Source organism: Paracoccus aerius (assembly GCF_014656455.1).
Taxonomy (GTDB): domain Bacteria; phylum Pseudomonadota; class Alphaproteobacteria; order Rhodobacterales; family Rhodobacteraceae; genus Paracoccus; species Paracoccus aerius.
Genome location: NZ_BNCL01000002.1, coordinates 298,328 through 319,606 on the forward strand (window position 1 = coordinate 298,328; position 21,279 = coordinate 319,606).

The 21,279-nt window shown below is 66.5% G+C and carries 23 protein-coding genes; 6 read left to right on the plus strand and 17 right to left on the minus strand.

The window, feature by feature from the left end:
• Positions 1-8 precede the first annotated feature (8 nt).
• From IE224_RS03625 to IE224_RS03650, 6 genes are all read right to left on the minus strand, one after another.
• Entirely contained in the window at positions 9-1,883 is a 1,875-nt protein-coding gene (locus IE224_RS03625; RefSeq protein WP_191308133.1) for a TRAP transporter large permease, read from the minus strand.
• A 326-nt stretch (positions 1,884-2,209) separates the two neighbouring features.
• Positions 2,210-3,973 carry an acetyl/propionyl/methylcrotonyl-CoA carboxylase subunit alpha gene (locus IE224_RS03630; protein WP_229849227.1) on the minus strand — a complete coding sequence of 588 codons (1,764 nt, stop codon included), beginning with the start codon at positions 3,971-3,973 and terminating at the stop codon, positions 2,210-2,212.
• On the minus strand, positions 3,970-5,511 hold the full coding sequence (locus IE224_RS03635) for a 5-oxoprolinase subunit B/C family protein (protein ID WP_191308134.1): 1,542 nt from the start codon (positions 5,509-5,511) through the stop codon (positions 3,970-3,972). Before IE224_RS03635 ends, IE224_RS03630 begins: the two co-directional genes overlap by 4 nt.
• A 2-nt stretch (positions 5,512-5,513) precedes the next feature.
• Positions 5,514-6,296 carry a putative hydro-lyase gene (locus IE224_RS03640; protein WP_191308136.1) on the minus strand — a complete coding sequence of 261 codons (783 nt, stop codon included), beginning with the start codon at positions 6,294-6,296 and terminating at the stop codon, positions 5,514-5,516.
• Positions 6,296-7,063, minus strand: a complete 768-nt coding sequence (locus IE224_RS03645) for a LamB/YcsF family protein (protein ID WP_191308138.1) — start codon at positions 7,061-7,063, stop codon at positions 6,296-6,298. The genes IE224_RS03640 and IE224_RS03645 overlap by 1 nt, the downstream gene beginning before the upstream one ends.
• A 14-nt stretch (positions 7,064-7,077) precedes the next feature.
• On the minus strand, positions 7,078-8,310 hold the full coding sequence (locus IE224_RS03650; protein WP_191308140.1) for an NRAMP family divalent metal transporter: 1,233 nt from the start codon (positions 8,308-8,310) through the stop codon (positions 7,078-7,080).
• A 256-nt stretch (positions 8,311-8,566) separates the two neighbouring features.
• Between IE224_RS03650 and IE224_RS03655 the strand changes: the two genes are divergently transcribed.
• Positions 8,567-9,217, plus strand: coding sequence for a GntR family transcriptional regulator (locus IE224_RS03655; protein ID WP_167620844.1), 651 nt, complete (start codon positions 8,567-8,569; stop codon positions 9,215-9,217).
• Between the two features lie 9 nt (positions 9,218-9,226).
• Here IE224_RS03655 and IE224_RS03660 read toward each other — a convergent pair whose 3' ends face one another.
• Complete coding sequence (locus IE224_RS03660; RefSeq protein WP_191308142.1) at positions 9,227-10,795, minus strand: PAS-domain containing protein; 1,569 nt, start codon at positions 10,793-10,795, stop codon at positions 9,227-9,229.
• 61 nt (positions 10,796-10,856) lie between these two features.
• Positions 10,857-12,167 carry an ActS/PrrB/RegB family redox-sensitive histidine kinase gene (locus IE224_RS03665; RefSeq protein ID WP_191308144.1) on the minus strand — a complete coding sequence of 437 codons (1,311 nt, stop codon included), beginning with the start codon at positions 12,165-12,167 and terminating at the stop codon, positions 10,857-10,859.
• Positions 12,168-12,257: 90 nt separating this feature from the next.
• Here IE224_RS03665 and IE224_RS03670 point away from each other — a divergent pair, with 90 nt between their 5' ends.
• The 3 genes from IE224_RS03670 to IE224_RS03680 all read left to right on the plus strand — a co-directional run bounded on the left by IE224_RS03670 (position 12,258) and on the right by IE224_RS03680 (position 13,907).
• Positions 12,258-12,887 carry an SCO family protein gene (locus tag IE224_RS03670; protein ID WP_191308147.1) on the plus strand — a complete coding sequence of 210 codons (630 nt, stop codon included), beginning with the start codon at positions 12,258-12,260 and terminating at the stop codon, positions 12,885-12,887.
• Between the two features lie 91 nt (positions 12,888-12,978).
• Positions 12,979-13,515 (plus strand): ActR/PrrA/RegA family redox response regulator transcription factor, encoded by a 537-nt coding sequence (locus IE224_RS03675; protein WP_373305497.1) that lies wholly within the window; start codon positions 12,979-12,981, stop codon positions 13,513-13,515.
• Positions 13,516-13,595: 80 nt separating this feature from the next.
• Positions 13,596-13,907, plus strand: a complete 312-nt coding sequence (locus tag IE224_RS03680) for an H-NS histone family protein (RefSeq protein ID WP_167620848.1) — start codon at positions 13,596-13,598, stop codon at positions 13,905-13,907.
• Between the two features lie 40 nt (positions 13,908-13,947).
• Here the strand turns inward: IE224_RS03680 and IE224_RS03685 are convergent, their stop codons facing one another.
• The 3 genes from IE224_RS03685 to IE224_RS03695 are packed head-to-tail and all read right to left on the minus strand — an operon-like array spanning position 13,948 to position 15,665.
• On the minus strand, positions 13,948-14,556 hold the full coding sequence (locus tag IE224_RS03685; protein ID WP_191308148.1) for an HD domain-containing protein: 609 nt from the start codon (positions 14,554-14,556) through the stop codon (positions 13,948-13,950).
• 6 nt (positions 14,557-14,562) lie between these two features.
• Positions 14,563-15,078: a protein-export chaperone SecB gene (gene secB, locus IE224_RS03690; RefSeq protein WP_167620850.1), complete on the minus strand. Its 516-nt coding sequence runs from the start codon at positions 15,076-15,078 to the stop codon at positions 14,563-14,565.
• A 59-nt stretch (positions 15,079-15,137) separates the two neighbouring features.
• On the minus strand, positions 15,138-15,665 hold the full coding sequence (locus IE224_RS03695) for an FxsA family protein (RefSeq protein WP_167620851.1): 528 nt from the start codon (positions 15,663-15,665) through the stop codon (positions 15,138-15,140).
• A gap of 107 nt (positions 15,666-15,772) precedes the next feature.
• Here IE224_RS03695 and IE224_RS03700 point away from each other — a divergent pair, with 107 nt between their 5' ends.
• Together IE224_RS03700 and IE224_RS03705 are read left to right on the plus strand one after the other, a co-directional pair.
• Positions 15,773-16,429: a Tim44/TimA family putative adaptor protein gene (locus IE224_RS03700; protein WP_191308150.1), complete on the plus strand. Its 657-nt coding sequence runs from the start codon at positions 15,773-15,775 to the stop codon at positions 16,427-16,429.
• Positions 16,429-17,013 carry a Smr/MutS family protein gene (locus IE224_RS03705; RefSeq protein ID WP_191308152.1) on the plus strand — a complete coding sequence of 195 codons (585 nt, stop codon included), beginning with the start codon at positions 16,429-16,431 and terminating at the stop codon, positions 17,011-17,013. Before IE224_RS03700 ends, IE224_RS03705 begins: the two co-directional genes overlap by 1 nt.
• A 10-nt stretch (positions 17,014-17,023) precedes the next feature.
• Here the strand turns inward: IE224_RS03705 and IE224_RS03710 are convergent, their stop codons facing one another.
• From IE224_RS03710 to trxA, 6 genes are all read right to left on the minus strand, one after another.
• Entirely contained in the window at positions 17,024-18,091 is a 1,068-nt protein-coding gene (locus IE224_RS03710; RefSeq protein ID WP_229849228.1) for an alpha/beta hydrolase, read from the minus strand.
• A gap of 75 nt (positions 18,092-18,166) precedes the next feature.
• Entirely contained in the window at positions 18,167-18,343 is a 177-nt protein-coding gene (locus IE224_RS03715; protein WP_167620854.1) for a PLD nuclease N-terminal domain-containing protein, read from the minus strand.
• A gap of 47 nt (positions 18,344-18,390) precedes the next feature.
• Positions 18,391-19,698 carry an ATP-dependent protease ATPase subunit HslU gene (gene hslU, locus IE224_RS03720; protein ID WP_167620855.1) on the minus strand — a complete coding sequence of 436 codons (1,308 nt, stop codon included), beginning with the start codon at positions 19,696-19,698 and terminating at the stop codon, positions 18,391-18,393.
• Between the two features lie 75 nt (positions 19,699-19,773).
• A complete protein-coding gene (locus IE224_RS03725) occupies positions 19,774-20,298 on the minus strand; it encodes a GNAT family N-acetyltransferase (RefSeq protein ID WP_191308154.1) in 525 nt (174 codons plus the stop codon).
• Entirely contained in the window at positions 20,288-20,845 is a 558-nt protein-coding gene (gene hslV / locus IE224_RS03730; protein WP_167620857.1) for an ATP-dependent protease subunit HslV, read from the minus strand. The genes IE224_RS03725 and hslV overlap by 11 nt, the downstream gene beginning before the upstream one ends.
• Before the next feature lie 78 nt (positions 20,846-20,923).
• Complete coding sequence (gene trxA, locus IE224_RS03735) at positions 20,924-21,244, minus strand: thioredoxin (protein WP_167620858.1); 321 nt, start codon at positions 21,242-21,244, stop codon at positions 20,924-20,926.
• Positions 21,245-21,279: the final 35 nt, after the last annotated feature.

Sequence of the window (21,279 nt, forward strand, 5' to 3'; positions counted from 1 at the left end):
AGCAACGGTTAAAGCAAGGCGGTCGAGAACCAGGGCACGGCGGCAATGGCCAGCAGGCCCACCATCAGCGCGGCCAGATAGGGCCAGATCTTCATCATGACCTGCTCGGCCGGCACGTTGGCGATCTTGCAGGCGATATAGAAGCCGATGCCGATGGGCGGTGCCATCAGCCCGATGTTCATGGCCGTGACGATTACCATGGCGTAATGGATATCGTGGATCCCCAGGCCGCGGGCGATGGGGAACATGATCGGCGCCAGCAGCACGATGGCGGGCAGTCCTTCCAGGATGCAGCCCAGCACAAGGAAGATCGCGATGGATGCCAGCATGAAGACGACCCACCCGCCCGGCAGGCCGGTGACCAGGGTCATCAGGTCGCGCGCGAAGCCCGATTGCGTCAGTGCCCAGGCCATCGCCGAGGCCGCGCCCAGGATCAGCAGGATCGCCCCCGACATGGCGGCGGTTTCCACCAGCATCCCGCCAACGCGGCGCAAGGGGATGCCGCCATAAAGCACCGCGCCGATGATGAAGGCATAAAGCGTGGCAATGGTGCTGACCTCGGTCGCGGTGGCGACGCCGCCGCCGACCAGGCTGCGGATCATGAAGGGCAGCACCAGGGCGGGGGCCGCGATCAGGGCAGTCTTGCCGATGACGTTCAGCGGCGCGCGGCGCACGCCCTCCATCCGCTCGCCTCGCGCCTTCCAGCGGGCGAGGATCGCCAGCACGACCAGCAGCACCATGGCGATGGCGAAGCCGCTGGTGAACAGCCCGGCAATGGACACGCCCGCCACCGATCCCAGCACGATCAGCACGATGGACGGCGGCACGGTATCGGCCATGGCGGCCCCGGTCGCCAGCAGCGCGGTCATCTCGGGGGCGGAATGGCCGCGCCTGCGCATCTCGGGGAACAGCGCGGGGGCCACGGTCGCCATGTCGGACACCTTGGACCCGGAAATCCCGGACACCAGGAACATGGATCCCAGCAGGACATAGCTCATTCCCGCCTTCACGTGACCGAACATCGAGGCCAGGAAACTGACGATGGCGCGGCCCATGCCCGTCGCGTCCAGGATGCAGCCCAGCAGAACGAAGACCGGCACCGACAGCAGGATCAGGGACGACATGCCTTCGTCGATACGGCCCATCATCACGAAGACCGGGGCATTGGTGGCGAAGGTCAGATAGCCCAGGGTAGCAAGTGCAAAGCAGAAGGCGATGGGCACGCCGATGATCAAAAGGAAGCCCGCAAACAGTCCTAGGAACAGCGGCAGGTTCCAGTTGCCGAACCCAAGAACAGCGGGCTTGGCAAACCACAGAAGCGCCACCAGCAGCCCCGCCACAGCCAGCGTTCCCCCGATCACGGTCCATTCGCGGCTGCGCAGCACCGACAGCACCATCAGAACCGCCATCAGCCCGATCCCGGCGGGCAGGGCGGATGCGCGCCAGGACATCGGCAGTTGCAGCGCGGGCGAGGTGACGAAGGATTCCTCATAAGCGTATTCGACGGCCACGGGCAGCAGCCGCAGCAGCAACAGGCAGACCAAGACGCTGCCCGCGATTTCCAGCACGCGGGCCAGGCGTTCGGGCAAAAGGGGCAGGAACACGGTCAGCCGCATGTGTTCGTGCCGGTCGACGGCCAGGGCCGCGCCCAGCATCGCCATCCAGATGAAGCTGATCGAGGCGACCTCGTCCCCCCAGATCAGCGGCTTGGCCAGGACATAGCGGAAGAAGACATTGGCCAGGACGGTGACGATCATGATGACCAGCAGGCCCGCCGCGGCGATTTCCACGGGTCGCATCCATCGCTCGGCACGCTTCGGCTCGGTCAGCGCCTCGATCCCGCCAAGCGCCAGTTCGGCATCCTGCGCATCCGTGTGGTGCATCCGCGTCCTCCTCCCTCGCCAAGGCAACCCGGCCTCCCCGCCGGTTCCGCGTTCACGATGTGGACGCGGATATGCCCTTCAGTGAAGGAATAAGGATCAATCTCCGCAGCCTGGCAACACAAAAATGACCTTGCCCTTCGATTTCGGCGAGTGGATTCGTGACTGAGGCACGATATCGGTTCCGCATCATGGAACGTGTTGGCGCATCGATGTGGTCCTGCAACCGGCATTTCGAGGGCATCGCCATTCTGCACGGCCGCCGCAAGGCAACCGGCTGCGCTTGATCCGCTGCTGCCCGGGCCGACGTGCCATGGGCAGGCTGTTTTTCAGCCCACGATCCGGGCCAGGGGGACGCCGAAGCCCAAAACCTCGCCTGCCTCTGCAACCCGGCTGATGCGGCCCGCGCGGTGCGCCTCGACCCGGGTTTCCATCTTCATCGCCTCCATCACGGCGATCACCTGGCCCGCCTCGACCTGTGCGCCGTCCTCGACCTGCCAAGCGGTCAAGGTGCCGGGGACCGGTGCAGTCACGGTGGCATCGTCCGCTTCCGGGGCGGGTTCAGCAGCAGGCGCACCGGGGGCCATCGCCATCAGGTTCGCGGGCAGGCCAAGCTCATGCCGCTTTCCGTCGATCTCGACGGCGACGCGCAACAGGGGGGCGCCGCCCGCCGGGGCCACGCGGGCATGGGGGACCGCTGCCTGGGCCAACCTGTCGGCAAAGTCGGTCTCGATCCAGCGGGTATGGACGCCGAAGCTGCCATCCTCGGCCCGGAACTCGGGCTGTTCCAGCACCGCCCGGTGGAAGGGCAGGACGCTTGCCACGCCTTCGATGCGGAATTCGGCCAGGGCGCGGCGGGCGCGGGCGATGGCCTCAGTGCGCGTGCTTCCGGTCACGATCAGCTTGGCCATCATCGAATCGAAGCTGCCGGGGACTGTCGATCCCGCGACTACGCCGCTGTCCAGCCGGATGCCGGGACCGGACGGGGCGGCGAATACGTCGATGGGGCCGGGGGTGGGCAGGAAGCCGCGGCCCACATCCTCGGCATTGATGCGGAACTCGATGGAATGGCCGCGCGGGGGGGGGACCGTGTCATCGGCCAGCCTTGCGCCTCGGGCGACGGCAATCATGCCGCGCACCAGATCGATGCCTGTGGTTTCCTCGGTCACGGGATGTTCGACCTGAAGACGGGTGTTCACCTCGAGGAAGGAAATCGTGCCGTTTGCGGACAGAAGATATTCCACCGTCCCCGCGCCGCTATAGCCCGCATGGGCGCAGATCGCCCGCGCGCTGTCGTGGATGCGTTGGCGCTGTTCGTCGGTCAGGAAGGGGGCAGGGGCTTCCTCGACCAGCTTCTGGTTGCGGCGTTGCAGGGAACAGTCACGCGTGCCGATCACCTTGACGGTGCCGTGGCGGTCGGCCAGCACCTGCGCCTCAATATGGCGGGGGCGGTCCAGGAACTGCTCGATGAAGCATTCGCCGCGCCCGAAGGCGGTCAGCGCCTCGCGGGTGGCGGATTGGAACAGCTCCTCGACCTCCTCCAGGCGCCAGGCGACCTTCATGCCGCGCCCGCCGCCGCCAAAGGCTGCCTTGATGGCGATGGGAAGGCCGTACTGGCGGGCGAAGGCCAGGGCGTCGGCCGGCGTCTCGACCGGGCCGGGCGTGCCCGCGACCAGGGGGGCGCCGACGGCCTCGGCGATGCGGCGGGCCTCGATCTTGTCGCCAAGGGCGGTGATGACGGCGGGATCGGGACCAATCCAGATCAGGCCCGCATCCTGCACAGCCTGCGCGAAACCGGCGTTTTCGGACAGGAAGCCATAGCCAGGGTGAATGGCATCGGCGCCCGCGCGCCGGGCAATGGCGATGATTTTGGCGCCGTCCAGATAGGTTTCAGCCGGCTTGTCGCCGCCAAGCGCGAAGGCCTGGTCCGCCATGCCCACGAAGGGCGCGTCGCGGTCGGCATCGGCATAAACGGCAACGGTTTCGATCCCCTCGTCGCGGCAGGCTCGGATGATGCGGACGGCGATCTCGCCCCGGTTGGCGATCAGCAGGCGGCGCAGGGGCAGGGTCGGGCCGGTGGCGAAAAGGGTCATGGCTGGACCTTCATGTCGTGAAAGGGGGCGGCGGCGGTGAAGCGGATGCGCGCGCCGGGCGGGATCTGGCCCGCCAAGTCCAGCGCGGATGGCATCAGCGTTGCGATCACCGGATAGCCGCCGGTCAGTGGGTGGTCGGCCAGAAACAGCACGGGCTGGCCGGAATGGGGGATCTGGATGGCGCCGGTTTCCGTGCCTTCCGAGGGAAGTTCGCGGGCATCGTCGCGCGTGATGGCATCGCCTTCCAGCCGGATGCCCACGCGCGACGATTGCGGGGTGACAAGCCAGTCCTGGGACAGGAAATGCTGGATCATGTCGTCCGAGAACCAGTCGGCGCGGGGGCCGAGCGTCACGGGCAGTTCCACCACGTCGCCGGGTTTTGGCAAGGCGGGCTGATCCTCGGGCGCGGCGATGGCGGTGGCGGTACGGTTGGCGGCGTAAAGCCCTGCGCCGCTGGTCAGCGCCTCGGGGCCGACAAAGGCCAGCGTGTCGGTCGCGGCGGACCCCAGCACCGAAGCCACGTCAAAGCCGCCCCGCAGCGCCAGGTAGCTGCGCATCCCAGTGGTGGGGGGCGGGATCGTGACTTCGTCGCCTGCATCGAGGGCAAAAGCGGTGGGCATCTGCTGCCCTTCCACCATCGCCCGGCCCGCGCCGGTCAGGGCCAGCGTCACCGGCTGGTCCGCCCGCAGCCGCACCGGGCCAAGGGTGATTTCCAGCACCGGCGCATCGGAGGGGTTGCCGACCGCACGGTTGGCCCGCCGCATTGCGGCAATGTCCAGCGCGCCGGATGCCGAGACACCCTGCCCGCCCTGGCCGGGACGGCCTTCGTCCTGGAAGACGATGGGAAAGGCGGTCTGCACAACAGTCAGCGCGGGCTGGCCCTGCGGTTGGGGGATCGCCGCCGAGGGATGGACCTCGGCCACGCCTTCCACGAAACGCGCCCGAACGCCGGGACGCAGCAGGGCAGGCGGGTCGCGGGACAGATCCCACATCGGCACCCTTGTCGTGCCGATCAACTGCCAACCACCTGGCGTGTCCTGCGGATAGATGCCGCAGAACCGCGCCGCAAGCGCCACCGATCCCGCCGGGATCCGCGTGCGCGGCGCGGGGCGGCGGGGCAGGTCGAAGCGCGGGTCGTTGCCGGTCATGTAGGCGAAGCCGGGCGCAAAGCCGCAGAAGGCCACGGCCCAAGTCGCGGCCTGATGGGCGGCGATCACCTCGGCCACGGTCAGGTCCATATGGGCCGCCACATCGGCCAGATCCTGGCCGACATAGGTCATCGGGATCTCGACCGTTTCGACCGCGCCCTGCTGGCGGACTGTCCCTGGCGCGGGCTGGCGCGCCATGATCTGCGCCGCAAGCGCACCATCGGCGGCAAAGCCGGGTCCCACGCGGATCATCAGCGTGCGGGCGGCGGGGATGATCTCGGCCAGGCCGTCCACCGGATCGGCCAGCAGCGCGTCGAACAGCGCCAGCGTCGCGTCCAGATCGGCCAGTTCCACCAGCAGCGTGCGCGGGCCGACGGGAAGAAAGCGCATCGTCACAGCTGCCACCGGCTGTCGGGAATGTCGGTGACGAACATGTGGCCCGGCGCATGGGTGATTGCAAAGGGCGGTTTCGAGGCCATGACGGCTGCCTGGGGCGTCACCCCGCAGGCCCAGAAGACCGGCACCTCGCCGTCGCGGATGTCCACCGGGTCGCCGAAATCGGGGCCCGACAGATCGGCGATGCCAAGCGCCTCGGGCGCGCCGATATGGACGGGGGCGCCATGAACCGCCGGGAAGCGGCCCGTGATCATCGCGGCCTCGGCCACACGGTCGGCGGGGATGGGGCGCATCGACACGACCATCGGCCCGTGCAGCCGTCCGGCGGGGCGGCAGGCGCGGTTCGTCAGGAACATCGGCACGTTGCAGCCTTGGGCGATGTGGCGCACCTCGATCCCGGCGGCCTGCAAGGGCGTCTCGAAGGTGAAGGAACAGCCGATCAGGAAGGTCACCAGGTCGGGATGTTCCGCCCAGGCCTGGGTTGCATCCGCAACCTCCTCGGCCAGCACGCCGTCACGCCAGATGCGATACAGGGGAATGTCGGTGCGCAGATCCGCGCCGGGGGCAAGGGCGGTTTCAAAGCTGCCGGGATCGGTCACGTCCAGGACAGGGCAAGGCTTTGGATTGCGCTGCCCGAACAGCAGGAAATCCCAGGCCCAATCGCGCGGCAGCGAGATCATGTTGCACTGGGTAAAGCCCGGCGCCATCCCGGCGGTCGGGGCGACGGTGCCGCGGCAGGCCAGCCGGGCGGCGCGGGCGGTTTCAACGTCGGGACGCATCAGGCAGCCCCCGCAAAAGGGGCGATGGCGACGCCGCCCGCAACCAGTTCCTCGCGGATGCGGCGGGCCATCTCGACCGCCCCGGCGCTGTCGCCATGCACGCAGATGCTGTCTGCCTGCAAGCGCAGGACCGATCCGTCGATGGCCTCGATCACGCCTTCGACAGCTAACCGCAGCATCCGGACAGCCACGGCATCGGCGTCATGCAGCACCGCGCCCTTTTCCCGGCGCGACACAAGCTGGCCATCGGGCGTATATGCGCGGTCGCCGAAAGCCTCGGCCACGGTGGCAAGGCCCGCATCGGCGGCGCGATCCAGGATCCGCGTCCCGGAAAGGCCCATCAGCACCAGCGAAGGGTCGATTTCCCTGATGGCCGCGATCACCGCATCGGCCTGCCGCGCATCGGTGGCGATGGTGTTGTAGAGCGCGCCATGCGGTTTCACATAGGCGACGCGGGTGCCGGCAGCCCGGGCGATCCCCTGCAAGGCGCCGATCTGGTAGATCACATCGGCGGTCAGTTCCGCCGATGTCACGTCCATCGGCCTGCGCCCGAAGCCCACGCGGTCGGGATATGACACATGCGCCCCCACCGCCACGCCGCGCGCGGCTGCCCCGTCCACCGTCGCGCGGATGGTCAGCGGATCGCCCGCATGGAAGCCGCAGGCGACATTGGCGGAACTGACGATGCCCAGCATGGCGGCGTCGTCGCCCATGGTCCAGGCGCCATAGCCCTCGCCCAGGTCGCTGTTCAGGTCGATGGTGCGCATGTGGTTTTCCCCTTTTACAGGCCCAGGAAGGCGAAGATCGGGCCGATGGAGCGATAGCCCATGTACCAGGTCAGGGCGCAGACGATCGCGCTGAGGATCAGCAGCGGGCGGTTGTAGCGGTGCCCGCCCATCAGGTCGGACCGCGCAAAGCCCACATAGGTGAAGATCGTCAAACCGATGGGCAGGATCAAGCCGTTGAAGCCGCCCACGAAGACCAGCAGGGCCGCGGGCGCGGTGCCGATGGTGATGAACACGGCCAGCGACACGGTGATGAAGATCACGGTGGCGATGTTGCGGCTGCGGTCGGTCATCGTCATGAAGGCCACCAGGAAGCTGACCGAGGTATAGGCCGCCCCGATGACCGAGGTGATGGCTGCAGCCCACAGCACCACGCCGAAGATCCGCATCCCCCAGTCCCCAAGTGCCGCGGCGAAGGCCTGTGCCGCCGGGTTCGCGGCCTGGCTGGACAGATCCAGCGTCACGCCGGATGCGACCACGCCCAGGATCGCCAGGAACAGCACAAAGCGCATGACGCCCGTCACGGCGATCCCGGTCAGCGACGCGCGGGTCACGGCTGCCAGGTTCTGTTCGCCAACCAGCCCCTTGTCCAGCAGCCGGTGTGCGCCGGAATAGGTGATATAGCCGCCGACCGTGCCGCCGACGATGGTGGTGATGGTCGGAAAGTCGATCACGTCCGGGAAGATCGTCTGGCGCAGCGCCTCGCCCACCGGCGGATTCGAGGTGACGGCGACGATCACCGTCATCACGATCATCAGGATGCCCAAGCCGATCAGCGAACGGTCCAGCAGCAGGCCCGCGCGTTTCGACAGAAAGACGCCGATGGCCAGCAGGGCGGACAGCGACCCGCCGATCTTGGGATCAAGCCCGAACATGGCGTTCAAGCCCAGGCCCGCGCCAGCGATATTGCCCACGTTGAAGGCCAGCCCGCCGACCATCACCAGCACCGCCAGCAGGTAACCTGCGCCCGGGATCGCGGCATTGGCGGTTTCCGACGCGTTCTTGCGGGTCAGCGCGGTGATGCGCCAGATGTTCAGTTGCACCACGAAGTCGATCAGGATCGAGGCCAGGATCGCAAAGGCGAAGGCCGCGCCCAGCTTGGCGGTGAAGGTCGCGGTCTGGGTGATGAAGCCCGGCCCGATGGCCGAGGTTGCCATCAGGAAGATCGCCGCCAGGAACCCGCCCCGCAGGGTGGCATCGGCGGCCGAGGGAACGGCTTTTGCACTCATCAGTCATGCTCCTGCTGCATGGGTGGGTCGCTAATTGTGAATGGCAAGAGGGTGAGCGCGGTGCGGCAGCCTGTCAACGATTATTTGACATGTCAGTGCATATTGTTGAACAAAGCACGGCGTGACGCCCCATGATGTGCCTGCGTATCCGGCAGATCCCGATCATCCTGCCGGTCAGGAAGGCAGGACTGGCCCCTGATTTCCTTGCTATGGCTTGTTCGGGCCCGCCGGACTATTGATCCTGCAAGAAACGGGGATGGACATGATCGCAGAGCCGGGCTTGGCCGAGGAAACAGCGTCGCGACTGCGCAACGACATCATCGGCGGGGCGCTGCCTCCGGGATTCAAGCTGTCGGAAACACGGCTGGCGGCGGATCTGGGCGTATCGCGAAATACGCTGCGCGAGGTCTTCCGGTTGCTGACGCGCGAAGGGCTGCTGCGCCACGAGCCGAACCGAGGGGTCTTCGTCGCTGTCCCCTCGATGGCGACGATCGTCGACATCTACCGCGTCCGCCGCCTGATCGAGGTTCCCGCCCTGGCCCATGCCTGGCCTCGCCACGATGCGGTCGGGCAGATGCGGGCGGCGGTGGAAAAGGCGCGCGGCGCGCGCGATGCGCAGGACTGGCGCGTCGTGGGCAGCGCCAACATGGAGTTTCATGCGGCCATCGTCGCCCTGACCGACAGTGCGCGGCTGCAGGCCTTCTTTGCCCAGATCATCGCCGAACTGCGCCTCGCCTTCGGCCTGCTGGACAGCCCCGAGCGGCTGCACGAACCCTATATCGACCGCAATGGCGAGATCCTGTCGCTGCTGACCCAAGGCCAGCAAGCAAGGGCGGCCGAGATGCTGGCCGCCTATCTGGATGAATCGGAACGGGTGGTCCTGGCGGCCTTTGCTCGTCTGGGCTGACGCCTGTATTCAGCCTGCGCTGGCCGCCAGAAGCGGCTGGCTGCCGCCCTGCTGGGCCGGGTCGGGCAAGCGGAAGCGGACCATCTGGCGACCGCCGGTCAGCCTGGCCACGGACCAGCCCAGCAACTGCCCTTGCGGACTGGCCATCAGGCCGCTGTCGCGCAAATCCGCGTCGGGCTGGGTCAGGCGGGCGCCAAGGGCATCGACGCCCGGGCCGGTTTCCGGCTGGTTCTGCCAGCAGGCAAGCGCATGGCCCAGGCTGTCGGCGCCAGGCCAAAGGTCGCGGAAGGCGCGGTTCGACATCACCACCTGCCCGCCGGGCGCGAAGACGGCCACCGCCTCGCCCAGGTTGTCCAGGATCGCATGGCCCAACGTGAGTTCGGCCCGGAACTTTCGGGTCAGGCTCATTTCCGAGGTGATGTCCTCGAACAGGAATGCCACGGCGCCGTCGGGATGGGGGCGGCCGGTGACGCGATAGGTCTGGCCGCCGGGCAGGGACCATTCCTCCACATGGTGGCCGGTGGCGGCCGAGCTTTCCAGGTTGCTCATCTGCTGGCGCCAACTGCGGAAATCCTTGGGTTCCGGCACCATTCGCAATTCTCGCAGCTTGTCCAGCAGGTCGAACAGCGTGGGCCGCGCGGTCAGGAAGCCGGTGGGCAGGTTGGTCAGGTCGATCAGCGCCGGGTTGAACAGTTGCAGGTGCCGCTGCCGGTCGAAGATCGCCAGGCCGATGGGCAGGTCGGCGAAGGTCTTGGTCAGGGTCTGGACGAATTCGCGCAAGCTGCGTTCGGCGCGGACCGCGGCGTCGGCGGGCAGGGCGAACATCATCACCTGGTCGCCGACCGGGTGGCTGTGGCAATCGTACCAGAAGACCGCGCCGTTCTGGTTCAGCGAGGCGCGGCGCGTCCGGGTTCCTGCGCCCGGCACGGGGCGCGGCGAATCAAGCAGGCGCGGCAGCGGCCAGCCGATCGGTTCGTCCGTCTGCCCCTCGGCCTTGCGCAGATAGGCGGCATTGGCCCAAGTGACACGCTCCTCGGCGTCCTGGCGCCAGACCAGCATCGGCGTTTGGTCCAGCGAGCGGCGCAGCAGGTCCAGCTCCTCCTCCATCGCCTGCTGGGACATCGAATCGACAACAATGCCCGCATATTCGGCCTGCGGATCGGTAATGGTGATCCGCAGCAGCCCCGAATCGACCTGTTCGACCAGCAGCCGCAGGGTGGCGCTGCCGGTGCCGGATTGGCCCAGGCATTCGAACCGGCCGGACCGGTCGATGCGGGCCAGCCCTTCCATCGCCTCGGGAAAGCGCGGCCCGATCCATTGCAGAAGCCGCGCCCATTCATCCTCGGGGACGGAAAGGCGGTCCAGAAGCGCCCGGGCCGGGGCTGTCGCGTCGACCAGACGCTGGTCGCGATACAGCAACACCATCGGCTTTAGGCTGCTGTCCAGCCCTTGCGGCAATTGCATGCCGCGTGTCCCGCGTCCAGCGTCCCACCAGCGGATCAGGGCCATTGCCAGCAGCACCGACAGGGTGCCCGTCACCACCGCAAGCAAGACCAGCCCGATACCGTGCAGGATCATCCTCAGCTCCTTCGCGTTTGGACAACCATAGCGAGAGGGGGCTTAACGAACAGTTAAATCCCTAGGGCAGCCAGTTGGGATTGTTGCCCAGTGGCGCCCGCGCATCGGCCAGGATCCGGTCCAGGGGCCATCGGACAGTTACCACGGCCCCCGGCCCGCCATTGTCAAAGCCAAGCCGGGCGCCGGAACGTTCCAGCAGGGTCTTGGCGATGAACAGGCCCAGCCCCATCCCCTCGTATCCCTCGCGTTGCGCGCCCCCGCGCTTGCTGGTGAGGTAGGGATCGCCAATGCGGGCCAGCAGGGCAGGGGGATAGCCCGGGCCGTCATCGCGGATCGTCACGGCCAGCCAGCCATTGCCCAGTTGCGATTCGATGATCACCCGGCTGGCGGCGAAATCGACGGCATTCTGGATCAGGTTGCGCAGCGCATGGATGATGGCCGGATCGCGGAGGATCTCCGGGCCTTCCGCGCGGATTTCGACCGCCGGTCCGCGCCCCGCATGGGGTTCGGCCGCGTCTTCAAGCACGGCGCGCAGGGGCGCGCTGCGCAGGTGCAGGTCGTCCTTGCCCGCCCGGCCCATGCTGCGCAGGATTTCCCCGCAGCGGACGGCCGAATCGCGCAGCGCGATGGCGTCGGCCTGCAGGTCGGGGCGGTCGTCCAGTTCGTCCGCAAGTTCGGCCGCGATCAGCTTGATGGTGGCCAGGGGTGTGCCCATCTCATGCGCCGCGGCCGCCACCACGCCGCCCAGGTGCTGCAACCTTTGTTCGCGCGCAAGCGCCACCTGCGTGGCGAACAGGGCATTCGACGTGGCCTGAAGTTCCCCCGTGACCCGGTGGGCATATCCCGCGAAGAAGACCACGCCGATCATCAGCGCCGTCCAATGCCCAAGCGCTAGGATCGGCGACAGCACCAGTTCGCGCCCCTGGCTGTCATGCAGCGGCAGCCCGAACAGCGATGCCAGCGAGATCAGCACCATCGTGGCCGTGCCCAGGGCCACCGTCTGGCGGGAATCGAGCGAGGTCGCGGCGACGGTCACGGGTGCCAGGACCAGCAGGGCAAAGGGATTGACCAGCCCTCCCGTCAGCGCCATCAGGGCCGAGATCTGGACCACGTCAAAGGACAGGTGCACCACCGCCAGCCGGGCCGAGGTGCGGCGGGGCGGCATCAAGCCTTCCCACAGGTTCATGGCGATGGCCGCGGCGATCAACGCCAGGACCGGCGTCATCGCGAAGCCGATCCCCATCCAATAGGCGACCACCACTGCCGCCATCTGTCCGGCGATGGCGAACCACCGCAGCAGGACAAGGGTCCGCATGCGGATCGGCTCGGCCTGGGCGGCGGGGCCGGCGGGGGAAAAGATCGGATCGGGCATGGGGTCCGGGGGTGCGACGATGCGGACCTTGATACGCGGGGCCGGATGGGCGATCAATGCGCCGCTTTGCCGCTATGGAGGAGATCGAACATGGCCGACCGCAAGATCCTGCTGATCGGAAGCGTCGCAGCCCTGGCGCTGCTGGCCACGGGCGGTGCCTTTCTGGCCAGCCGCGGCGGGAACTACCAGTTCGCGCAATGCCAGGGGGGCGCGGTGGCGGGCGGCATGGACAGCTTCGGCACCGACTTCACCCTGACCCGCCAGGATGGGCAACGGGTGACGGCCGAGCAGGTCTTCACCAAGCCTTCGCTGCTTTATTTCGGCTATACCTTCTGCCCCGATGTCTGCCCCCTGGACAGTGCCCGCAATGCCGAGGCCGCGGCGCTGCTTGGGGAACAAGGCAAGGACGTGCAGACGGTTTTCGTCACCGTCGATCCCCGCCGCGACACGCCCGAAGTCGTGGCCGATTTCACCAGCCTGTTTCCGGGCAATATGATCGGCCTTACCGGATCGGACGAGGAAATCGCGGCGGTCAACAAGGGCTGGCGGAATTACTACAAGATCAATGACGAGGAAGATGAGGAATATTACCTCGTCGATCACATGACCAATACCTATCTGGTCCTGCCTGGAAACCAGACCGTCGCCTTCTTTGGGCGCGATACCGCGCCCGAGGTCATGGCCGAACAGGTCGGCTGTTTCGTGGATGCCATTGGCTGAGAAGTGATTGCCCCTGTCCCGTGCTTGCGGCAGTGTTGCGGCTTACCGAAGGTGCGACAGGAAAGATATGCAAGACGATAACCTTGACCGGATGAAACCCGGCCCCGATCCGTCCCTGCTTCTGGTAGATGATGACGAAATATTCGTCACCCGTCTGGCGCGTGCGATGGAAAAGCGGGGATTTGTTCCGCGCACGGCCATCAGCGTTGCCTCCGCCCTGGAAATGATCCGCAGCCAGCCCCCGGCCTATGCGGTGGTCGATCTGCGGCTGGAAGATGGCAATGGGCTGGACGTGGTCGAAGCCCTGCGGGATTTGCGAGAAGATGCCCGGATTATCGTGCTGACAGGATATGGGGCAATTGCGACCGCCGTGGCCGCCGTAAAGATGGGCGCCACCGATTATCTGGCTAAACCTGCAGACGCCAATGACGTAACGTCCGCGTTGCTGGCAAAAGGCGAAGCCCTGCCCCCACCGCCCGACAACCTGATGTCTGCGGACCGGGTAAGATGGGAACATATCCAAAGGGTTTACGAGCAATGCGACCGCAATGTCAGTGAAACGGCACGGCGCCTGCATATGCATCGGCGGACATTGCAGCGGATCCTTGCCAAGCGCGGTCCAAGATAAAATCCGATTAAAGCCATCTTGTAATTGAAACTGTCTTGCATCAAATTGCTAATTGGCAATTCAAGGTGGATGCAAACAAAATGAACTTTGATCTCGACAAGATGACGCTCAAGGAGTTGCGTGATCTTCGGGCTAAACTGGACCGCGCGATTAACTCTTATGAAGATCGTAAACGGCGCGAAGCTTTGGCTGCGATAGAGGAAGCCGCGCGCGAACACGGTTTCAATCTGTCCGAATTGACCGGTGCAAAGCCGAAGCGTTCCGGTACGGTCGCTCCGAAATATGCAAATCCCAGTGATCCGACGATGACCTGGACCGGCCGGGGACGCAAACCCCGCTGGGTGCAGGAAAGCCTTGAAGGCGGCAAGGAACTGGACGATCTGCTGATCTGATCGCGTTTTTGTGAAAGGCCGTCCCTTAAGGCGGCCTTTGTCACGCCGGCTGAAGCCCTGGCGTCGTCAAGCTGTGGAATCGATCCAGGAATGCCGTCCGCACTTGGGACGGTGGGCGCAGTTGAATGCGCAATACCGACATAATGGCGTCGTTTTGCAGCGGAAATAGCTGCTTGGCCTCGGATTCCGTGAAACCGGCGATTTGAACGGCTTCGAGCCTTGCTGAAATCCGGTCCGCGACCTTTATTTTCTTCTTGATTGCCAGTGGCAAAACCGCCGGCAATCCGAAGCGCAGGTGAACGGCTGCGGTCAGCCGTTCGTCCATGCGCCCATATTCCGTGCCAAGCGCCGCCTTGACCGGAGAGATCATGTCCCCGATCACATATTCCGGCGCATCGTGCAAAAGCGCCGCAAGCCGCCAGCGGGTTTCGATCTCGGGGTGCAGGCGGGCCAGGATATCCTCGACCAGCAGCGAATGCTCGGCCACGGAATAGGGCCAGTCGCCCTGTGTCTGCCCGTTCCAGCGGGCCACAAAGGCAAGGCCGTGGGCGATGTCGGTGATCTCGATGTCAAGCGGCGTCGGATCCAGCAGATCCAGACGCCGGCCCGACAGCATCCGCTGCCAGGCGCGGGGCTGTCGGGAGGCCATGACGGTTCAGGACAAGCGCTGGTCCGCGGGGGCGCCTGCCTGCTGGGCCTGGGCGCGCCGCGCCAGTTCCTGGCGATACAGCGCCACGAAATCCACCGGGTCCATGTTGAAGGGCGGGAAGCCGCCGTCGCGCGTCACGTCCGAGATGATGCGGCGCACGAAGGGGAACAGGATCCGCGGGCATTCGATCATCAGGAAGGCGTGCATCTGTTCTTCCGGCACCCCCTCGATCAGGAAGACCCCGCCATAGTCCAGTTCGGCCAGGAACAGGGTGGTGTTGTCGCCCTTGTTGGTCGAGGTGACGCGGAACTTCGAGATCACCTCGTACTGGTTGTCCCCGGCCCGCTTGCGGGCATCCAGGCTGACCTGCACGGTGATTTCCGGCTGGACGTCGCCCTGCGGGGCGCCCTTTGTGGCGACGGCGTTCTCGAAGGACAGGTCGCGGATATATTGGGCGAGGATCTGCATCCGCACCTGCGGGGCCGCGGCAGCCGCGCCGTTGGTCGTGGTTTCGTCAGCCATTGGGTCTTCCCTTGTCGGATCAATGTCGCGCTTGGTTCTAGCAGGCGCAGGTCAACGTCTCAATGGCGCGTCCAGCCCGAATTGCCGCGCCGCGACGGGCCGTCGCCCTCGATGTCCTCGGGCAGGTCCAGCGGCGGGCGCGGGCGGCCGGTGTTCTCCTCGACGACGTAATCGGCGTCGATGACGCCATCGGCATAAGGCGGGCGATAGGTTTCGCGGCGGCCCATCTGGACGGACCTCACCTGCATCCGCCGCCCCGCCTGCCGGATCACAAGTTCGCGCACGGGCGGGATCACCAGCAGAAGGCCGATCGCATCCGTCAGAAAGCCCGGCACCATCAGCAGCACGCCTGCCAGGATCAGCATCATGCCATGCGCCAGCGGGCGGGACGGATCGCGCAGTTCGGCCAGGCTGCGCTGCGCCTGCGCCCAGGCATGGCTTCCCTGGCTGCGGATCACAGCGACGCCCAGGACAAAGGCCAGCACGACCAGGCCCAGGGTCGCCCAGACCCCGATCAGCCCGCCGACCTGGATGAACAGCGCGATCTCGATGATCGGCAGCGCCACGAACAGCCACAACAGCCACATGCGGATTCCCCTTTCCGGAACCGGGGATAACTGGACTTGCCCCGCCCCGCTCCCTACATAATGGCGCAGATCGCAGATACCAGCCAAGACCATAAGAGGCCAATCGCATGAACAACCCGCTGTTGCAGTTGCTTGTCCTGGCAGGGATTGCGATTTTCCTCATTCTCCGGCTGCGCAACGTGCTGGGCACGCGCGACGGCTATGAACCCCCCCAGGTCGAGACGCCGGAAAGCCCGCGCCCTCGCTTTGATGTGATCGAGGGGAGCGTCGACGAGGATGATCACGACATCCTTGACCATGCGCCCGCCGGCAGCCCGACCGCCCAGGCCCTTGCGGCCATGAAGGCGGTCGAGCCATCCTTTGGCGTGATGGACTTCCTCAACGGTGCGAAATCCGCCTACGAGATGATCCTGATGGCGTTCGAGCGTGGCGATCTGTCCGATGTCCGGCCTTTCCTGGCCGAGCCGGTGGCCGAAGCCTTCCAGGGCGTGATCGATGCGCGTGCGGCCAATGGCCAGACCGTGACCGCGCAGTATATCGGCACGCGCGAAACCTCTCTGGCCGGGGCGGAATACGATCCCGCGACCGGCATGGCCGAGGTGACGGTGCGCTTTGTCGGCGAGCTGATCGCCGTCACGCGCGACGCGCAGGGCAATGTCGTCGAAGGCGATCCCAAGGCCCCGCGCAAGCAGCGCGACACCTGGACCTTTGCCCGGCCGATGGGTCAGGACGATCCGAACTGGCAGCTTGTCGCGACCGGCTGATGGGCCGCCGCCGGGGCCTGACGCCCGAGGACAAGGAACTGTGGGCCCGCATCGCCCGCACCGCCATTCCGATGCATCCGGAACGGCCGAAGCCCGTCGAGACGGGCCTTCGGCCTGCGCCCAAGCCGGTCGTGCCGCGTCCGCCGCTGCCGGACTTCACCATCGGTCAGGCGGCGACCACCCGGCCCGTTGCCCCGGTTCCGCATTTCCCCACGCCCGCGCAGCGTTTGGCGCAGCAACCGCTGCGTATGGACCACAAGATCCATCGCCGCATGGCCCAGGGCAAGCTTGCGCCCGAGGCGCGGCTGGACCTGCATGGCATGACGCTGGCCGTGGCCCATCCCGAACTGATCCGCTTCATCCTGTCCTGCCATGACAACGGGCACCGGCTTGTCCTGGTCATCACCGGCAAGGGCAAGGGCGATCATGGCCCCCTGCCGACCCGCCCCGGCGCGCTGCGCCACCAGGTGCCGCACTGGCTGCACATGCCGCCGCTGTCCGGCATCGTGCAGCAGGTGACGCCCGCCCATTACCGCCACGGGGGAGAAGGGGCCTATTACGTCTATCTGCGTCGCAGCGGGTAGAAGGCGGGGGCTAGAAGGCGGGCGACAGAACCACCTGCACCGCCCGTTCCACCCTGCTGACGGCGCCGCCGATCAGGCCGGGCTCCGCGCCGCCTTCATCCGGCAGGATGCGGTCAAGCCGTCCCGTTCGCGACAGGATCCGTTGCAGGGCGGGTGAATCCGCAACGTTGAAATGACCCAGGCCGGTGTCGAAGGCCCGCGTGTCGATCACGATCACCTCGAGGTCGGCCACCGGGCCGGCATCCGGCATGTTCCCCAGCCGCAGCGGCTCGTCCGATATCAGCGCGGAAAGCTGCAAGACCCGGTCGCCGGGCGAGGTCATGATGACAAAGGGCTGGGGCAGCGGCCCGATCGCGCGGACCTGGGACCGGAACAGGCGCAGGTCCAGGTCAGGCGAGATCAGTACCACCCCGTCGATTTGGTCCACCAGGTCGCGCCGGCCCGACAGGGTCATCTGGCGCAACCCCTCCATCACAAGCTGGCTGCCCATCGAATGGGCCATCAGCACGATCTTGCCCCGTCCACGGACGCGCGACAGCAACTCGATCGTCTGGACCAGCCCGTCGCGGGAATAAAGCGCGCCGTCCCGGTCGCCGGAATAGGCATAGGGCTTCATCCGCGACGGCCAGGAAAAATGGGCGTGGATGCCCGGCAGTTGCAGGTCATGGGCAAGCTGTGCGGTGCGGTACACCCCTTCGGCGAAGCTGTAGTTGTAGCCATGCACGAACAGGATGATGTCGCGGTCATCGGCGGCGCGGCCCGCCAGCTCACGCTCGATCGCGCGACGGAAGGCTGCCCTGTCGGCCAGCCGGCCCCCGCCGCTGACCAGGAACTGGCGGTCGGGATCGCCGCCCGGCCGGGGATAGGCCAGGCTGCCCGGCGCGCGGTCCGGCGGCACGGACACGTCGATGCGCGAGAACCAGGGCTGCGGCAGGTGCTCGCCCGACAGGCTGCGCTGCGAGGCGACCCAGACGGTTTCCGCGCTGCGGGGCTGGTATCCTTCGGGCGCCATCATCAGCGCGCCGCGCGGCGCACAGGCCGCAAGGGACAGGACCAGGAACAAAAGAAGATGCCGCAAGCGTCACCTTTACGGAAACGGTTGCGGCAAAGTGTCAGAGAAACAGGCCCCGGGCCAGATCCTTTCGGGAGGGGGTCAGCCGTAATTGGCCTTGGGCCCGGCGAAGTACCAGATGATGAGGCCCAGCACCGGCAGGATCGCGATCAGGGCGATCCACAGGATCTTCGTGCCCATGCTGACATTCGTGTTGATGACGGACGCGATCGCCCAGACATCCAGCACGAAGATGATGATTCCGAAAACGTAACCCATGCCAGTCCCCCTTTTGGTGCCAACCCGGAAGCGCGCCGGGCGGTTCCTTATAGCACGTAACGCGACAGATCGGTGGACCGCGCCAGATCGCCCAGGTGGCGCTCGACATAGCCGGCGTCGACCTGGACGGTCTCGCCCTCCTTGTCGGGGGCGCTGAAGGACAGTTCCTCGAACACCCGCTCGATCACGGTGTAAAGGCGGCGCGCGCCGATGTTTTCGACCGATGCGTTCACCTCGGCCGCGATGCGGGCAAGGGCTGCGATGCCGTCATCGGCAAAGCCCACGGTCACGCCCTCGGTCGCCATCAAGGCGGTGTATTGGCGCGTCAGGGCGTTGTCGGTCTCGGTCAGGATGCGGATGAAGTCCTCCTCGGTCAGGGCGCGCAGTTCGACCCGGATCGGCAGGCGGCCCTGCAGTTCCGGCAACAGATCGCTGGGCTTGGCGACATGGAAGGCGCCGCTGGCGATGAACAGGATGTGGTCGGTCTTCACCGGGCCGTATTTGGTGGAAACCGTCGTGCCCTCGATCAGGGGCAGCAGGTCGCGCTGCACGCCTTCGCGGCTGACATCGCCGCCACGGGCATCGGCACGGGCGCAGACCTTGTCGATCTCGTCAATGAAGACGATGCCGTTCTGCTGCACCGCATCCAGGGCGGCGGCCTTGACGGCGTCGTCCTCCAGCAGCTTGTCGGCTTCCTCGGCGATCAGCAGGTCATAGCTTTCTGCGACCGTCAGCTTGCGCCGCACCCGGCGGCCCCCGAAGGCCTTCATCAGCCCCGACAGATCCATCATCCCGCCCAGGCTGGCGCCCGGCTGGCCCGGAATCTCCATCGCGCCCAGCGGGTTCGAATGGTCCTGCACCTCAAGCTCGATCACGGTGTCGTCCAGCTCGCCCCGCTTCAGCTTGTCGCGGAACATCTGGCGCGTGCCGTCGCGGGCGTCCTTGCCGGCAAGCGCCTCGATCACGCGATCCTCGGCCGACTTGTGGGCGCGGGCCTTGACCGCTTCGCGCATCCGTTCGCGGGTGTCGATCATCGCGGCATCGGTCAGGTCGCGGATGATCTGTTCCACGTCGCGGCCGACATAGCCAACCTCGGTGAACTTGGTCGCCTCGACCTTGATGAAGGGGGCGTTGGCCAGCTTGGCCAGGCGGCGGCTGATCTCGGTCTTGCCGACGCCGGTCGGCCCGATCATCAGGATGTTCTTCGGGTAAACCTCGTCGCGCAGGTCGTCGCCCAGCTGCTTGCGGCGCCAGCGGTTGCGCAGGGCCACCGCGACGGCGCGCTTGGCGTCCTTCTGGCCGATGATGAAGCGATCCAGCTCGGATACGATTTCGCGCGGTGTCAGGTCGGTCATGGGTCTGCCTTCTTTCAGTTCCTGCCCAGATAGACAGTCGACCGTCCCTTTTGAAGGGTCGTCGGTGGAGGCCCCTCAGGACGGGCGGGCGTCATGGCGCATCAGCAGGCTGTCGCCGGTGCGGCCCAGAAGTTTGGGGATCACCCGGAAGCCCGCGTTTTCATAGGCGCGGACGGCGCGAGCATTCGCGGGATCGGGGTCGATGATGATGGTCCGGTGGCCTTCCGCCCGCAGCATCGCCACAAAGGCCGACAGCACACGCGACCCGATCCCCTGCGACAGCAGGCCGGTAGGCCCGATGGACAGATCCACCCCCACCGCGTCGTCGGGCAGGTCCATCAGCCAGGGGGCCTCGGTCAGCCAGGGCTCGACCCGGGCATCGGCGATGCGCCAAACCTGGATATAGCCAATGGGCCGCCCATCCAGCAGGAACAGGAAGGGCCGCGTGCTGTCGCGGCCCTCGATCATGTCGCGGATATAGCCAAGCTCGACCGCCGGCTGATCGGACCACCATTCGCGCCAATGCGGGCTGGCCAGCCACTCCGCCAGCAAGGGCAGGTCGGCCGCCGTCACGGGCGCGAAGGAGATGTCAGCTTTCAACGACCTCGACCGTCAGGTTGCCGTTGGTGTAGACGCAGATATCGGCCGCGATCGCCATGGCCTTGCGGGCCACCCCTTCCGCGTCAAGTTCGGTTTCCAAAAGCCCGCGCGCGGCAGCCAGGGCAAAATTGCCGCCCGATCCGATGGCGGCCACGTCGTGTTCGGGTTCCAAGACATCGCCCGCGCCGGTGACGACATACAATTCGCGACCGTCGGTCACGATCAGCATGGCTTCCAGGTTGCGCAGGTACTTGTCCATGCGCCAGTCCTTGGCCAGGTCCACGCAGGCCCGCTGCAACTGGCCTGGGGCGGATTCCAGCTTCTTTTCCAGCCGCTCCAGCAGGGTAAAGGCATCCGCGGTCGATCCGGCAAAGCCCACCACCACGTCGCGCCCGCCCGGCGACAGGCGCCGGACCTTGCGGGCGGTGCCCTTCATCACGGTCTGGCCGACGCTGACCTGCCCGTCGCCCGCGACCACGACCTTGCCGCCACGCCGCACCGCCAGGATGGTGGTGCCGTGCCAGCCGGGAAATCTGTCATCCGCCATAGATAGCTCCGTCGTCTTTCTTCAATGAAAAAGGGGCGGCCGGCCCGCAGCCGCCGCCCCATGATGCACAAGGGTCGTTCAGATCGATTCGTCGATCCAGTTCTTCAGCGCGGCCTTGGGGGCGGCGCCCATGCGGTTCGACACGACCTCTCCGCCCTTGAACATGAACAGCGCGGGGATCCCGCGGACGCCCAGGGCGGCTGCCTGTTCGGGATTTTCGTCCACGTTGACCTTCACGATCTTCACGCGGCCGGCATATTCGTCAGAGAGTTCCTCGAGCGCCGGTCCGATCTGCTTGCAGGGGCCGCACCATTCCGCCCAGAAATCCACGATGACCGGAGTGTCGGCCTGGCGGACTTCGGTGTCGAACTGGGTGTCGTTGACGTGAACGGTGGCCATTGTTCTGCTCCTTCATGGGAATGCCGGCGGAATGC

Coding starts and splice junctions, on each gene's coding strand:
- IE224_RS03625 (WP_191308133.1), bottom strand. CDS start 1,883: ATGCACCACACGGATGCGCAGGATGCCGAACTGGCGCTTGGCGGGATC.
- IE224_RS03630 (WP_229849227.1), bottom strand. CDS start 3,973: ATGACCCTTTTCGCCACCGGCCCGACCCTGCCCCTGCGCCGCCTGCTG.
- IE224_RS03635 (WP_191308134.1), bottom strand. CDS start 5,511: ATGCGCTTTCTTCCCGTCGGCCCGCGCACGCTGCTGGTGGAACTGGCC.
- IE224_RS03640 (WP_191308136.1), bottom strand. CDS start 6,296: ATGCGTCCCGACGTTGAAACCGCCCGCGCCGCCCGGCTGGCCTGCCGC.
- IE224_RS03645 (WP_191308138.1), bottom strand. CDS start 7,063: ATGCGCACCATCGACCTGAACAGCGACCTGGGCGAGGGCTATGGCGCC.
- IE224_RS03650 (WP_191308140.1), bottom strand. CDS start 8,310: ATGAGTGCAAAAGCCGTTCCCTCGGCCGCCGATGCCACCCTGCGGGGC.
- IE224_RS03655 (WP_167620844.1), top strand. CDS start 8,567: ATGGACATGATCGCAGAGCCGGGCTTGGCCGAGGAAACAGCGTCGCGA.
- IE224_RS03660 (WP_191308142.1), bottom strand. CDS start 10,795: ATGATCCTGCACGGTATCGGGCTGGTCTTGCTTGCGGTGGTGACGGGC.
- IE224_RS03665 (WP_191308144.1), bottom strand. CDS start 12,167: ATGCCCGATCCGATCTTTTCCCCCGCCGGCCCCGCCGCCCAGGCCGAG.
- IE224_RS03670 (WP_191308147.1), top strand. CDS start 12,258: ATGGCCGACCGCAAGATCCTGCTGATCGGAAGCGTCGCAGCCCTGGCG.
- IE224_RS03675 (WP_373305497.1), top strand. CDS start 12,979: ATGAAACCCGGCCCCGATCCGTCCCTGCTTCTGGTAGATGATGACGAA.
- IE224_RS03680 (WP_167620848.1), top strand. CDS start 13,596: ATGAACTTTGATCTCGACAAGATGACGCTCAAGGAGTTGCGTGATCTT.
- IE224_RS03685 (WP_191308148.1), bottom strand. CDS start 14,556: ATGGCCTCCCGACAGCCCCGCGCCTGGCAGCGGATGCTGTCGGGCCGG.
- secB (WP_167620850.1), bottom strand. CDS start 15,078: ATGGCTGACGAAACCACGACCAACGGCGCGGCTGCCGCGGCCCCGCAG.
- IE224_RS03695 (WP_167620851.1), bottom strand. CDS start 15,665: ATGTGGCTGTTGTGGCTGTTCGTGGCGCTGCCGATCATCGAGATCGCG.
- IE224_RS03700 (WP_191308150.1), top strand. CDS start 15,773: ATGAACAACCCGCTGTTGCAGTTGCTTGTCCTGGCAGGGATTGCGATT.
- IE224_RS03705 (WP_191308152.1), top strand. CDS start 16,429: ATGGGCCGCCGCCGGGGCCTGACGCCCGAGGACAAGGAACTGTGGGCC.
- IE224_RS03715 (WP_167620854.1), bottom strand. CDS start 18,343: ATGGGTTACGTTTTCGGAATCATCATCTTCGTGCTGGATGTCTGGGCG.
- hslU (WP_167620855.1), bottom strand. CDS start 19,698: ATGACCGACCTGACACCGCGCGAAATCGTATCCGAGCTGGATCGCTTC.
- hslV (WP_167620857.1), bottom strand. CDS start 20,845: ATGGCGGATGACAGATTTCCCGGCTGGCACGGCACCACCATCCTGGCG.
- trxA (WP_167620858.1), bottom strand. CDS start 21,244: ATGGCCACCGTTCACGTCAACGACACCCAGTTCGACACCGAAGTCCGC.